The sequence below is a fragment of the Vreelandella rituensis genome (genome assembly GCF_003336665.1).
Lineage (GTDB): Bacteria > Pseudomonadota > Gammaproteobacteria > Pseudomonadales > Halomonadaceae > Vreelandella > Vreelandella rituensis.
In genome coordinates this window covers 23,032-36,252 of sequence record NZ_QPIJ01000045.1, presented here as the reverse complement: position 1 = coordinate 36,252, position 13,221 = coordinate 23,032, and the positions used below count along the sequence as shown (strand labels likewise).

Annotated in this window: 15 protein-coding genes and 1 pseudogene; 5 read left to right on the top strand and 11 right to left on the bottom strand. The window is 54.6% G+C overall.

The features are described 5' to 3' along the window. From DU506_RS15980 to DU506_RS15960, 4 genes and pseudogenes are all read right to left on the bottom strand, one after another. Positions 1–633, bottom strand: a 633-nt coding sequence (locus DU506_RS15980) for a reverse transcriptase N-terminal domain-containing protein (RefSeq protein WP_181870786.1), incomplete at its 3' end; no start/stop codon positions are given. Positions 634–1,049: 416 nt separating this feature from the next. Further along, positions 1,050–1,337 carry a helix-turn-helix domain-containing protein gene (locus DU506_RS22840; protein WP_415843714.1) on the bottom strand — a complete coding sequence of 96 codons (288 nt, stop codon included), beginning with the start codon at positions 1,335–1,337 and terminating at the stop codon, positions 1,050–1,052. A 108-nt stretch (positions 1,338–1,445) separates the two neighbouring features. Then, positions 1,446–1,547, bottom strand: a pseudogene (locus DU506_RS15965) (branched chain amino acid aminotransferase); the annotation flags it as partial. Beyond that, complete coding sequence (locus tag DU506_RS15960) at positions 1,547–2,689, bottom strand: class II histone deacetylase (protein ID WP_114487890.1); 1,143 nt, start codon at positions 2,687–2,689, stop codon at positions 1,547–1,549. The pseudogene DU506_RS15965 and the gene DU506_RS15960, both read right to left, overlap by 1 nt. A 346-nt stretch (positions 2,690–3,035) precedes the next feature. Between DU506_RS15960 and DU506_RS15955 the strand changes: the two genes are divergently transcribed. Beyond that, entirely contained in the window at positions 3,036–3,728 is a 693-nt protein-coding gene (locus DU506_RS15955; RefSeq protein ID WP_114487889.1) for a response regulator transcription factor, read from the top strand. Between the two features lie 49 nt (positions 3,729–3,777). Here the strand turns inward: DU506_RS15955 and DU506_RS15950 are convergent, their stop codons facing one another. Next, complete coding sequence (locus tag DU506_RS15950) at positions 3,778–4,914, bottom strand: alpha/beta hydrolase (RefSeq protein ID WP_114487888.1); 1,137 nt, start codon at positions 4,912–4,914, stop codon at positions 3,778–3,780. 114 nt (positions 4,915–5,028) lie between these two features. On the opposite strand from DU506_RS15950, the gene DU506_RS15945 reads away from it, so the two are divergent. Next, positions 5,029–5,463: a RidA family protein gene (locus DU506_RS15945; protein ID WP_114487887.1), complete on the top strand. Its 435-nt coding sequence runs from the start codon at positions 5,029–5,031 to the stop codon at positions 5,461–5,463. 41 nt (positions 5,464–5,504) lie between these two features. Here the strand turns inward: DU506_RS15945 and DU506_RS15940 are convergent, their stop codons facing one another. Then, on the bottom strand, positions 5,505–6,263 hold the full coding sequence (locus DU506_RS15940; protein WP_147273763.1) for a LysM peptidoglycan-binding domain-containing protein: 759 nt from the start codon (positions 6,261–6,263) through the stop codon (positions 5,505–5,507). Between the two features lie 199 nt (positions 6,264–6,462). Here DU506_RS15940 and DU506_RS15935 point away from each other — a divergent pair, with 199 nt between their 5' ends. Continuing rightward, the gene (locus tag DU506_RS15935) at positions 6,463–6,711 is read left to right on the top strand and encodes a hypothetical protein (RefSeq protein WP_114487885.1); all 249 of its coding nucleotides are present in this window, start codon (positions 6,463–6,465) and stop codon (positions 6,709–6,711) included. An 8-nt stretch (positions 6,712–6,719) separates the two neighbouring features. On the opposite strand, the gene DU506_RS15930 is transcribed toward DU506_RS15935, so the two are convergent. Beyond that, the gene (locus DU506_RS15930) at positions 6,720–7,406 is read right to left on the bottom strand and encodes a metallophosphoesterase (RefSeq protein ID WP_114487884.1); all 687 of its coding nucleotides are present in this window, start codon (positions 7,404–7,406) and stop codon (positions 6,720–6,722) included. A gap of 216 nt (positions 7,407–7,622) precedes the next feature. Here DU506_RS15930 and DU506_RS15925 point away from each other — a divergent pair, with 216 nt between their 5' ends. Both DU506_RS15925 and DU506_RS15920 read left to right on the top strand, forming a co-directional pair. Then, positions 7,623–8,000 carry a hypothetical protein gene (locus DU506_RS15925; protein WP_114487883.1) on the top strand — a complete coding sequence of 126 codons (378 nt, stop codon included), beginning with the start codon at positions 7,623–7,625 and terminating at the stop codon, positions 7,998–8,000. Between the two features lie 205 nt (positions 8,001–8,205). Continuing rightward, the gene (locus DU506_RS15920; RefSeq protein ID WP_114487893.1) at positions 8,206–9,789 is read left to right on the top strand and encodes a ribonuclease J; all 1,584 of its coding nucleotides are present in this window, start codon (positions 8,206–8,208) and stop codon (positions 9,787–9,789) included. Positions 9,790–9,824: 35 nt separating this feature from the next. Here DU506_RS15920 and moaE read toward each other — a convergent pair whose 3' ends face one another. The 4 genes from moaE to iscB all read right to left on the bottom strand — a co-directional run bounded on the left by moaE (position 9,825) and on the right by iscB (position 13,181). Beyond that, the gene (gene moaE / locus DU506_RS15915; protein ID WP_114487882.1) at positions 9,825–10,307 is read right to left on the bottom strand and encodes a molybdopterin synthase catalytic subunit MoaE; all 483 of its coding nucleotides are present in this window, start codon (positions 10,305–10,307) and stop codon (positions 9,825–9,827) included. A 2-nt stretch (positions 10,308–10,309) separates the two neighbouring features. Continuing rightward, complete coding sequence (gene moaC / locus DU506_RS15910) at positions 10,310–11,113, bottom strand: cyclic pyranopterin monophosphate synthase MoaC (protein WP_114487881.1); 804 nt, start codon at positions 11,111–11,113, stop codon at positions 10,310–10,312. 46 nt (positions 11,114–11,159) lie between these two features. Further along, complete coding sequence (mobB, locus tag DU506_RS15905; protein WP_114487880.1) at positions 11,160–11,720, bottom strand: molybdopterin-guanine dinucleotide biosynthesis protein B; 561 nt, start codon at positions 11,718–11,720, stop codon at positions 11,160–11,162. 90 nt (positions 11,721–11,810) lie between these two features. Then, positions 11,811–13,181, bottom strand: coding sequence for an RNA-guided endonuclease IscB (gene iscB, locus DU506_RS15900; protein WP_114487879.1), 1,371 nt, complete (start codon positions 13,179–13,181; stop codon positions 11,811–11,813). Positions 13,182–13,221 lie beyond the last annotated feature (40 nt).

The window sequence follows — 13,221 nt, the reverse complement described above, 5'->3', positions numbered from 1 at the left end:
CCGTAGGATTGTCTTGTCCATAGGGACATGGTTAGTTAGCCAATTGTGGTCGATGTTGTCGAAACATCCTGAGATGTCACCTTCCATAACCCATTGAGCTGAGCGCTTCTTTGCCAGACAGACAAAACATTGCTCGATAGCGTCAGATGTGTTTCTGGATGGGCGAAAACCGTATGAGTCGGGGTCAGCAAGGGTCTCTGCTACAGGTATTAGCGCGAAGCTGTAGAGGGCTTGCATGGCCCTATCGTTCATGGTCGGTATTCCGAGTGGTCTCAACTTCCCATTACTCTTGGGGATGTAAACCCGTCTGAGCGGCAGAGGTTTATAACCACGTTTCTTCAGATGTCCGGTGGCCGATAGTTTGGCATTTGGTGTTGACCATATCTGCTTGTCTACACCTGGCGTGTTTTTGCCTTGGTTTTCTGTCACTCGTTTCACTGCTAACGTTTTTGCGGAGAACGAGTGGGTTAGCAGCCATTGCAAGGATTTTACCTTGTTCCAGCGGCCTTCCTGAGTTGCCTTTACGATACGTGCTTGGAGCCTCTTGACCTCTTGATGACATTTGGCCCAGTCGATGCTGTGCCAGTGCATATCAAGGTCGGTTGGTGCACCCATGTTCGAAAACGCGGTCATCTGCTTTCCAACCTTCGGAGGTTTATCAAGTTATCTCGTAAACAAGAACCAGATGGAAGTCTGCCCACTTTCGTGTGAAGTAATATTGCGCGATGCTCAACTTCTATCTCCCTCATTACAGAGGAGCCTTCGCTTTCTCCATCCTCCTTTACCCACTGTCCTGTCATTCGATCTTGCGATCTCCTTACCCCTTTCGAGGAGGGCATTGGGCTTACCATGTTTCGCTTGACCGATTTAATCCAATTTAGGCCCACCCTTTCGACCGGCGGCGCAACGCCCATGTTGGGAGAAACACAAGACCCCCAAGCCTGTCCGCATACCTTTTGGTTCAAGCCTATCAGCATCTTTGGCTTGTTCTGGATTACGGTCTTTACCAGGTGTTCACTTATGTTAGCCATGTTGGATACCCTAGCCTGTTACCGGTTTGATGCTACCAGTTCAGCGCTACTACCTCGCAGGTTCGCGCTGGCCTTTCGACTCAGATACGTTGTCAGTGGAGCTTCATACCGAGCCGTTACCAGCTCCGCACATCCACCTAGGGTACTGTTCATGGGAGAACAGGTGGCAGTCTCAGCCACAGTCGGTAAAGCGACTTCATGTCGCACGGTGTTGTTCCACACAAAACGTGAACAGCCGAACGATTGTGCCAACAGCACAGCCTGCTCGGGCGTGGGATAAACACGTTCTTTGTAGGCACGTTTCATCATGCTGGAAAAATATCAGGGGTTAGGGGCAATATCAATACAGCACCGCGGCGCGGTGCGCGCTTATATCACTGCCCGAGGACTGGGCGATGCTTTACGCGCTGAGTGGTAATGCAATGTGTGGGTCAGCAAATGCGTGGTGGCTTCACGCCACGGTAGCCATTCGCCATCTTGCCAGACCCAGCCATCCCGGTCGTATAGTGGCGTCATCAAGATTCCCCTCGCTCGTCAGTTGTCTTTTCTTGAGTGTCCCACACCCGCACCCACTCATCGATCAAGTCACGTTGATGGGGCTGCAAAGCTTGATAACCCCAGGCAGCAATTTCATCATTCTGAGGATCAGGTACCTGGATCTCACTTTCGGCCAACACCGAGATCACTGCGTGGCCGCACAGCGGAACATAGCCTTCCGAGTACCCGCCTTCGTGAATCATCACTAGACGTCCCTCGCAACAGCGCTCTGCCAATGCCTTGACCTCTGAGGTCATTTCAGCAAATGCTCGACTATTGAGCAGCATCTTGCCGAGCGGATCTTTGCCGCAGGCATCATAGCCACAGGCCACCACGATCAACTCCGGCGAAAATGCCTCGATAGCCGGAAGTATCAGCTCAGCCATGGCATAGCGATAAGCGCCAATGCCGCACCCCGGGGGTAACGGCAGATTGAGGTTGGCGCCCCGACCGGCACCTTCTCCTCGCTCATCGAAGCCGCCGGTATCCAGCGGGTAATTGCCTGCCTGATGTATCGATACCGTCAAGACATCGCAGTCGTCATAAAAGGCGGCCTGTTGACCATTGCCGTGATGAACGTCCCAATCGAGGATCGCCACTCGCCTGACCAAGCCGAGCGCACGAGCATGCATCACCGCAATGGGAATATTGCCCAGAAGACAGAAGCCCCGGCCGCGGCTGGACTCTGCATGGTGGCCCGGCGGGCGGCATAAGGCATAGGCATTGCTCAACTCGCCTCTTGCGACCGCGTCGACAGCTTCAAGCGCCAGACCTGCAGACTGATGTGCCGCCGCCAAGCTTCCCGCAGTATAAGGCGCACAATCGCCAGCATCACCCATTCCTCGCTGGGTTCCTGCTTCGAGGGCATCGAGATAGCTTGAGCTGTGAAATCGCTCCAGTGCCTGACGACTGGCAGGAGCACCTTTTCTTACCTTCAGTTCATCGATCAAACCCGACACTTCCAGTAAATTCTTGAGCCGGCGTTTGCTTTCGGGGCTCTCCGAGGCCGGTTGCGGTTGCAGAAACTCACCCGGTGCTGAAAATATTCCAATAGCTCCCGGATCGTGCCAGAAGCAGCGTTCGTGCCAGAAGAATCCTGTGGTTTTGCTATGCTGATTCATTATCTGCCCTTGAAAGGCTTTTAGATTTGGAAGTCGAGCTGAGCTTCATCTCATGCCAATGCTTCATTCGACTGACTGAGATGATACTAGGCATCTTTACTGAGACGATTTGAATGATTATGCCGCATCTATTGATTTTACTCACTATGCAAAAAATTAATTTACAAAATAATGTAAGTTAATAAAAATCAAAGAGAGATGCAGTAATTTTTAAACATGATATTTAATTAAATATAACTAATTAAACTGATAATTTATATTTAATAACAAAAAGTTATGAACAAAATGCTTATTAGATAATATTTCATAAACTGCTTAATCATCATTTTTTCACGAGGATCACCCAATGGCTTTGACGACATCATCCGACCAGGTTTATGTAATAACCGAAAAAAGTCCGCAAACTCAATTATTTGTTGAGTACTTGATTCAGCACACCGGCTATAACGCTACGGTGTATCCACCGTCTGCCGTGCTTACGGTCACTCCACCAGAAAAAGCACTATTGCTGATCGACATGGATCACATCAACCTGGATACCTTGCCGGGATGGCAGGCAAAGCTTCCTGAGGCACTGAAACAGGTCCCCATTGCCGCCTTCAATATCAGGGACATGGATCACGCTCTGGAAGCCTTGGCTTGCGCTCAACTCAAGGGGGTTTTTTACCGTAACGAGAATCTCGATGTGATCTGCAAGGGCATCAAAAGCTTGATGGAGGGTGAGCTTTGGATGTCACGCGACCTCATGGCGCAGCTTATTCTGTTTTATCGCAAGTATCAGAGCAATGTGTTCCGTCCGGCAGCCGGCCTGACCAACCGCGAGATGGAAATTATTTCCTTACTCAGTTCCGGCGCCTCCAACCAGCAAATCGCCGACAAGCTGTTCGTCAGTGAGCACACTGTAAAGTCTCATCTTTACAACATTTTCCGCAAGATCAATGTTCACAACCGTATCCAGGCCTTGAATTGGATTCATCAGAATATCGGGCCGATCCTGCCCAATATCGACAATGGCCGTAATGGGAAAAAGCATGGTTAACGCTGTGTTCCTGGATTCATAGAATAACTGCAGCACTCTATTGCTATTGCTATTGCTCTCCCAGCTTTAGCACATGAACGGTGGCTCGCCACAATTCCCAGCCATCCATCAAGCCCGGCGAGACATCCACATGTTCCAAGCCCGCCGCCTCGTATAAGTGAGCCTGGTCCTCGGGCAAGACATCCTCCAAACGGCGGCTGTGGCTTATCGGTATCACTCGATCATTCGGCCCATGAATCAATATCAGCTGTGCCTGTAAAGCATCGAGTTCTCGTCTCGATAAGTCCAGCGCCTTGAATTCCTGTCTCAGCCGTGACGGCAGCTTATCGAGCAGCGCATTCACCTTATCTGGATCTTCATTGGTCACCAGGTTATACAGCGACCTGCCTTGCGGCCCTAGCCTGCGAACCTCAGCTTCCACCGCTGCAGAACGGTCTTCCAGTTTGCGCCGGGCGATATTTTCCAGAAGCGCTTGATCTTCCTCGTCTTCCAGCCAATGAAGCTGACTCAACAACATCGCCCAACGTGCCCGACTCTCCGGCGGGGGCAAATCCAGCGCCTTACCGCCATGCTCTTCTCCTGTGGTGACATAGCGAAGCATGTCCGTCAGATCATAATAGCCACCCACGGCCACCACGAAACTCACCCGCTCGGCCGTGTCTTCCTGCATGGCAGCGATGAGTGCCGGGCCTACCGCAAAACTGATGGCGGCAAGTGCAGCCTCCGATTCCGCGGCCTCCACTTTATTCGTGGTGTAGCGAATGGCATCGGCTATCGCTTGAGCCTCACGTGTGCTGATGGAAAAATCCTTCAAGCCCTCCAGTTCAGGTACTACCAACCTGAAGCCCAGTCGGGATAAGGTCATGGCAAACTCGACCAGACGGGAATCGCGGCGACCCTCCTCGGTAAACCCATGCACCAACACCAATGCCCCTCGGCGGGAGGCCTCCGGGTGATAAATATCCGCTACGTACTCCCGCCCCTCCACTGCGTAACTCACTTCCTCCCGACGAGGCTCCGGGGTGCGCTGTTTCAGCCTGCTTTCTTCACTTCCCGCCGACAGATCTCCCAGCACCAGCAAGGCTTCATAACCACGGTTCAAGGCACCACACCCCGACAACAAGCCAAGCATCAACAGCAGGCCGACAAAGCGTAGGCTAAATGGCATGTTCTCTATTTGGATCATCTTGTAACTCTGGAATTTCAGGAAAGACAATCAGTACATGGCTATCATGATAATCGTCATCACTGTCTGGGCTTAGCTCATGCACTGAGTTTCTCGACTCGAGAGGACGTCAAGATGCCGAACTATCTCAATGACCCGACCCTGAACCAGCCGTTATTCCCGGGCAGCCATATCGTGCTGGATGACCACTATGCGTTTATTTCGGGTCTGACCGTGATGGATATTCCCGGTGGCGAAACCGTACTCGGTGATATTCACGAAGAAACCCGCTGGGTCATGCGCCGCTTGGTAAAAATACTCGAATACGCAGGATGCGATATCGCCGATACCGTCCGTGTGGACATTCATCTCACCAATCTCGATAACGCCCAGCAAGTGGACGCCGTCTATGCTGAGTTTTTCAATCATACCCGCTATCCAGCGCGTACCTGCACCGAGTCGTCAAGACTCTACGACGGTTCCCACGTCGAGATTACCTTGATGGCGCGACGCCCCCAAAAAGTGAAAGACCATGAGGACGACGCGAACGGTGAACAAAGCGACCGCTAGAAAGCTATCTCACATGAAGACTTCCTCACATAAAGACTGCCTCACATGGGTAGAAGAAGCGTCATTTGCGGCCACAATCTATCCGGATCTTCAATGACATGGCTATTAGCCTCATGAATCTCAGGCCAGCGATTGGCATCTCCGTAGTAGCGCATGGCGATATTGGCCAGGCTTTCCCCCTCTTTAACCCGGTAAAGTGTGGTGTCATCCTGCATCAGTGAAACCAGCCTCTGGTCGTGATACAGCTGTTCGGAGTACTGTGCGATTTCTTCGGGATTATCGCGACCATGAGCATCCGCCAACGCCTGAGCACTTTCGCGGGCGGTGTCTTTGGCACCTTCGAGATCCACGCTGCCTTCTTCTTCAGTGGGAAGTCGTTCGCGTAACGCCGCAATTTCTTCCTCCCTTTCCTGACGAATGGCGTCACGCTGCTGTTTTACTTGAGCGAGTTCTTCTTCCAGAGCTTCCACCTGAACAGCCAGATCTTGATCCTCTCCATTATTGGCCGCCTCGCCGTCGGTGTCTTCCTGAGATTCGTTGGCGGACACGGCTGCGGCCTTCTCTTCAAGCGTGTCGGCCAGCTCACCTTCAAGATATTCGATGCGCTCACGCATCTTTTGCATTTCTTCCTTACGGGTTTCCAAGTCGGTACGCGTCACAGAAAGCTCGTCTTCCAGTTGCTCCCTGGATTTCTCCCTTTCTTCGACCGATGCTTCGGTCTCCGGCGCTTCCTGGTCCTGCTGAGCAATCCCTGGAACAGAGTGCCCCAGCAACATACCGGCAGTCATAGCAATACCCATCGATTTGGCGACTCCAGCACGAGTAGCCCAAAAGTAAAAAGGTTCTTTCATGTTGCATCTCCCTGTAGCAAAGCACGCCCCGTCACCAGGCTATTTACTAATATGGTTCATCTAACTCCAGGGCGCCAACGCTCGTTGTTAGCTATGTTTATGCTGAGTACGTCATCCATATTCAATGGCATTCAAGCAGGTGAAAAGCATGCATCAGTATGAGAGAACCATCATGGCGTTTGATGACGCAGGCAATGAATATTTCATCGATATTTTCTCGAGCGTCAAGAATATCAATAATTTACACCATGAAGGAGCCGTCCAGAACGGCCTTTCCTCTTACAAGACCCGAGAAGGCCATGCCGTTACTCATTTAGGTGGCGGCGACTTTTCAGTGTGGGTAAAGGGTGAGGAAGACGCCGTCCACGTGAAAACCACGGATTCCGAATTTGCGTGATCAAACAATCAGGATCTGTCTGAAAAATCGGAGGGTGTCATGGCGATGATTTCATCCAGCGGTACAAGCGTTAGATAGCCGTCTTTCATGAAGGCGCCGGTGTCCAGATAAAGCACATTTCCTAACCAGATAGGTGCCTTCACGATAGTATGCCCCACCACCACCGCATTGATTCCGCTCACGACACGATTGTCTTGAGCCTCGTAACGTTTACGACCCCAGGTAAGAGTCTCGCGGTAAACATCGACATCGTCTTTGAGCCTGAGCCAATCCTGTGGCGGTTCGGCGTGGACCATTCCGACACGATATCGACCAGCGTTAATCTCTCTCACCAACGGCAGGTGTTTCATCGCCTTCTCAAGTACCGCGGCCACCTCATTGGGGTTTTCCGAATAGACCCATTTTCCCCCGTTGAGCATCCATAGCTCCCAGGCGCTTCCACCGGTACGAAATGCATCCAGCGCTAATTGCTCATGATTGCCGAGCACCCCGAAAAACCAGGGTTCGAAAGCCAATGAAAGACATTTGAAGGAATCGCGGCCACGGTCGATAAGGTCACCCACCTGAAATAACCGGTCATGCTTGCTATCGAACCCAGCCTGAGTAAGCGCATCGAACAGGGTATCGTATTGGCCGTGAATATCTCCCGCTACCCAATCTCGCCCATTCCGATTGGTTTCATGTGTCACCAGCATGGGGCACCTCCTTCCACAAGGATACAATGCTGTCTTTACAGAATAGCAGCCTCAGCGGCTTGCTCCCTGTGCACCACTTGATGCCATCGTCGAAAAAATCGCCCTGTCATTGACAGCACGTCACGAAAATATATACTTTTTATGAGAATGAGAATCAATCTCTTTTAAACCTTTTTTAAAGTCAGCTTTCAAAGACAGTTTTAAAAGACAATCCCCATGACAAATGAACAGCGCCAAATCCACCAAACCGCCCTATTCTTGCGCACCTCTTTCGAGGCGATTCAATGCTCCATCGCCGGCAGGCTGGAGGACCCTTTGCCATGCTGGCTGGATACCAGCATGGTGATGATGCTGTCTCGTGAACTGAAGCGCTGCTGCCAACAGTCAAAGCCACTGTTTCTACCGGAAGCGACGGAGCGACTTTATCTGGCCGCTCAACAATGTGAACTGTTGCTGAAGCAGTGCCCCGGGATGCTGAGCAGCTCACTATGCTACCGGCACCTCGGCACCATACTGACTCCGTTAAATGAAGCGATACAGTACATGGAAATACCCATCAAGATGCGCTGGCCATGGCAGAGGCTAGCCAGGTAGTTTGGCAGACACTTTCTTCTTGAAAAGCGTCTGAGAACGGTACTTTAAGCGACCTGGATTGTGACTCCCGCCTCCCTTCCCGTATAGTTGGAGGCTTATTACTTCAGGTTCGCAATTACCGATGCTTCAACCGCGTGTCCAAATTCGCCCCCGCCGTCGCAGCCCCCTGCATTTTTTGCCGTTGGGAGGATGTGGTGAAATCGGCATGAATCTGAGCCTTTACGGCCATGACGACCACTGGATCGCCATCGATTGCGGGATGATGATTCGTCAGGATCTGCCCGACTTTCCACTGCAGGTCCCCAATCTCGATACCGCCACGGCATTGGGCATCATTCCTCGTGCACTCTTCATTACCCATGGCCATGAAGACCATATTGGCGCGGCTGCCTGGTTGTGGCCGCATTGGGGCTGCCCTATCTACGCCACTCCGCTGGCCGCCGGACTCTTGCGCCTGAAATTTTCCGAACGTGGCTTGGCAACCGATGCCATTAAAATCATCGAGCCCGGCGAGGCGCTGGAAAACGGTCCATTTACGCTACGCTATCTCCCGATGACCCACTCCATTCCCGAAAGCTGTGCTCTGATGATGGCTGTCGGCAATTATCGGGTGCTGCATACCGGCGACTGGAAGCTCGACCCCGACCCTCTGGTCGGTGCGCCCGTATCCGCCGCGATGCTGCGCGCCCTGGCGCCGGTCGACTTGGTGGTGGGAGATTCCACCAATGCGCCGCTGCCGGGCCATTCGGGTAGCGAAGGCGACGTGGCCGTGGCCTTGGAAAACACCATGGCCAAGTGCAACGGGCGTATCGTGGTGTCGTGTTTCGCCAGTAATATCGCCAGGATCGTGGCCATCGGCCGGGCAGCTCAGCGCTGCGGCCGACGCATCAGCTTGATGGGGCGCTCCATGGAACGCATGGTGACGGTGGCACGGGGACTGGGTTATCTCGATGACTTCCCGCCGTTGGTACCCGTCCATGACCTGGGTTACCTGCCCGCGGAAGAGGTCGTGGTAATCGCCACCGGTAGTCAAGGAGAACCCCGTGCGGCCCTGCAGCGCCTTGCTCAGGGGCGGCATTCGCATTTTGAGCTTCAACCCGGCGACAGCGTGATTTTTTCCGCCAAGGCGATTCCCGGCAACGAGCGCATGATCGAACGCTTGAAAAGCTCGCTGGCTCGCCTTGAGGTCAGTCTGTATGACGAGTTCAACCATCCCGAGCTACATGCCACGGGACATCCCGCTCAGGACGAGTTACGCAAGCTGTATCAATGGATACAGCCACGCTACCTGTTGCCCGTGCATGGCGAGGCACGCCATCAGCAGGCGCATCAAGCACTTGCACGAGAAATGCATATCCAAGCGCCGCTGGCTCCGGTAAACGGCGATATGATCCGCCTGGACGCCAACGGTCTTACCTTGGAGAAGCGCCATCCGCAGCCACCCTGCATCGTCAGCCAGGACAGTGTGGTGCCACATCCGGGCCTGGATGGGTCGTATCAGCGTTCACGCCACGGCAGCCTGTACCTGGCATTGTCGGTGGCGGCGACCGAGACGGGCTGGACGCGCATCGGGCGACTGATGCTCGACAGCAATGCCACAAGCCCAATGGACGAAGACAGTTTCGTGGATTGGCTCGACGAGCAGCTGGACGGCATTCACGCCGACACGCTTTCCGAACTGAGAACCGCCCTGCAACCTCGGTTGATCGATTGGCTGACAACTCATCTTCAGCGCATGCCCGAGGTGCACCTGCAGATCATGGCCGAGGAAATGCCGCAGTCGACATGAGTCGCCCCGTTTCTGTTCAAAAGATCGACCAGCAATCAGGAAGATGACCAACGCTGTGCATCAGTTTGATCCGTGTGACGCTCCTTGACCCAGTAATCTCCACTTTTAGCATGCTCTTTTTTCCAGAACGGCGCTTCCGTCTTGAGCAAATCCATGATGAAGTCACAGGCTTGAAACGCATCACGCCGATGTGCACTGGCGACCAGCACCCTGACAATAGGGTCCCCCGGTTGCAAGTGACCCACTCGATGCACCACCCGCACTGCCTGTAGCGTCCAACGTTGCCATGCCTGCTCGGCAATAGCGTGCAGTGTGTTTTCCGTCATGCCGGGGTAATGCTCCAGGCTCAGGCCCGTTACGTCGGGAGCTTCATTGAAATCGCGTACCAAGCCGGTGAAGCTGACCACCGCCCCGATATCCGTTCGCCCATTTAGCGTTTCCGGATAGCCATGGGTAATGGCAAAGGCGTCGGACTGCACCCTTATCTCGATATCCGCCATGTTCTTTATATCCGACATGATTAGCCCCCTGTGACCGGCGGGAAGAAAGCAATCTCGTCATCATCGGTAATACGGGCCGTATCATTGGCCATGACCTGGTTGATCGCACAGAGAGTGCGCTGTTCGTTAAGCAGCGCAAAGCGAGGATCACGCTGAGCAAGCACCGCTTTCAAGCCGGCGATATCGCTCGTCGGCAATTCATCCAGGCTTACGAAGCTCTCGCTGGTGGCCAGTCGTTCGCGAAGTTCCGCCAGGAATTTGACCCTGACGCCCGCCGTGGGGCAGCGCTCTCTCAGGGAGACTTCGCCGGTGTCTCCTTCGCCGGTCACGATAGGCGCTTCCGACGTATAACCGGCCCGACGATAATCGCCGCTTTTCCCCCCGGTCTTGCTATCCAGGCGAATGGCCTCGATCTGCATGCTCTTGTCGACGGCCTTGCACATATCGTAGAGCGTCAGACAGGCGACCGAGACGGCGGTCAAGGCTTCCATTTCCACACCGGTGCGCCCCGTCAAGCGGCAGGTGGCGGACACCTCGACACAATGTTGTTCATGGTTGATCAAGAAATCGACGGAGACCTTGGAGAGTGCCAGCGCATGGCATAGCGGGATTAGCTCATGGGTGCGTTTTGCAGCCTGAATACCCGCAATACGTGCAGTGGCCAGGACATCGCCCTTGGGCAACCCCCCTTCCACCAGCAACGCCAGGGTTGCCGGCTGCATGAACACACACCCGGAGGCCACGGCTTCACGCGACGTTTCGGCTTTGTCCGTCACATCCACCATATGGGCTTCACCTTGGGCGTTCAGATGCGTCAAGTTCATGCTTTTCCTCTATCGACAAGTTGAGTGTTAAGGAGATAGGCCAAGGCTAAGCCAACGATGCCTTCCAGCGTGCGGGCCATTTTTTCACCCAGGCGGCAACGTCCTTTATATTATCAATATTCAGCACCTCGACGCCCTCGTCCAGGGCAAGTGCTGCGGGTTGATTTGTGGCAACCGCATGCACCCAGGCATCCTGCACGAGGCTTGTATCGCCACAGGTATCTCGATGAAGCGCCAGCTTGGGAAATGGCCAGGCTTTGAAGCCTTCCACCAGGATCAAGTCCGGTGAATAGCAGCGCAAGGATTCGACCAAGGCGGGCAAGTCCGGCTCCTCCTGCCCCGGTGTTTCCATCATCAGGGCAAGCCGTTTATGCGAGGCCACCAGCATCGGCGTGGCGCCGGCACAGCGCAAACGATAACTGTCCTTGCCGGGTTTATCTACCTCGAACTCATGGTGAGCATGCTTGATCACCGCCACCCTGAGCCCATGCTCGCGCAGTAGCGGAAGCAGCTTTTCCAGTAACGTCGTCTTGCCGGTGCCACTCCAGGCGGCAATGCCCAGCAGTGGCAAATCAGGCTCGAATGACAAGGACGGCAGTGCGTTCATCGTTTTGCGCGGGAAACCCGGTTGCTTTAGCGCCGGGAGGGATAGCGCGTCGTGCGCCGCACGACTCGGGGCTCCCTGTCCGCGCCTCCTTTAGTGTTGAATGGTGGGTAGTGGGTGGTAGCCATAGCCATCACCGCGTTGCAGCAGGGTGCAGTGGCGCCAGGAAATCCCCTGGACCGCGCCTTGTTCGGTCTGAATATTGAAACTGCCGGTCTTGCGAATCGCCACGCGCCCCGTGTGGCTGCCGGTCTTCTTGCCGGCCGGGACAATCGCCCTGACCCTATCGCCGGTCTGAAAGCCCTGCACTTGCTTCTGCCGCATCAAATAGCCCCGTGGGAAGCCGTACTTGTCGAGGCGCGTGCGCTGATAGCTGCCACGGCCCATGGCCTTGATGACCTGGGTGGGTACTTGCCAGCCTTTCAGGGTGTCGAACTTGCCGACACAGGCCGCATCCAGGGCGTGGGTCTTGGGAATGCCCAGCCGCTGACGGTTGTACTTGGTGCGACCACCACTGCCCACGGCGACGGGCAAGCCAGTGGCTTTCATGGTGCCAAACAGCGTCCAGCGCGTGGCGTTGACAGCAGTGGCGTCCCGCAGTGGCAACTTGAGATGGCGCTGGACGCGCTCAAGCCGAACGGTGGCCGACAGGCCATTAGCCTTCAATCGTTTCTTGAGTCCCTTGTCGGCAGCAAAGAAATCAACAAGCCACTGGCTGTCCTTGGCCTGGTTGCAGTCGTGACAGGCGATGGCCAAATTGCTCACCCGGCTAGAGCCGTCCCGAGATTTCGCTACCACATGCTCGATCTCCAGGTGCGTATCACCGGTGCCGCAATAGGCACACTCACGCCCCCATTTTTCGAGCAGGTATTCACGCACCTCATAGCCCAGGAGCGTGCCTTGCTGGTACTTGACCCCGGAAATCTCCGGGTTTTCCATCTTCTGTAGATCGAAGCGCACCAATTCCATGTTCAGATGAGTCACCGGCGCCCAACGGCACAGCTTGTCCATCCAGGCCATGGTCGTATCGACTCGGTGTTGCAGGCTGGGTGGTAGCCAGCCCTTCTTGCGCGTGCGGTTATCAAAACGCGGCTGACGATAACGCAGATTCTTGCTGCGACGCCGACGCCGAAAACCGGCACGCTGCTCCAAGGCTTGGCGAATCTGAAAGCCCCGATGCACCAACTGAAACAGGCAAAGCACATGGCGGGTTGCCGGGGCTTGCTCGTCCGTCGCGTTGTCTTCCAGACGCATCAGCGCCAGGCCGGTTTCCTTGCTGCCCGGATCAATGCCCAGCAACGTCGGCTGCAAGGCGCAGTCACTCAGGCAGCGATCCCGCAGGCGGATCACGAAAGGCGTCAGGTTCACCACCACCGCCCGACCACGCTCCAGCAACAGCCGTGCGCGTTTTTCGCTACACGGCATCAACGGCTGCTTGTTCTTTCCCAATACGAACACCGCCATGCGATCTCCTTCTTAAATAGAACCCTTACGGGCCTGGTGA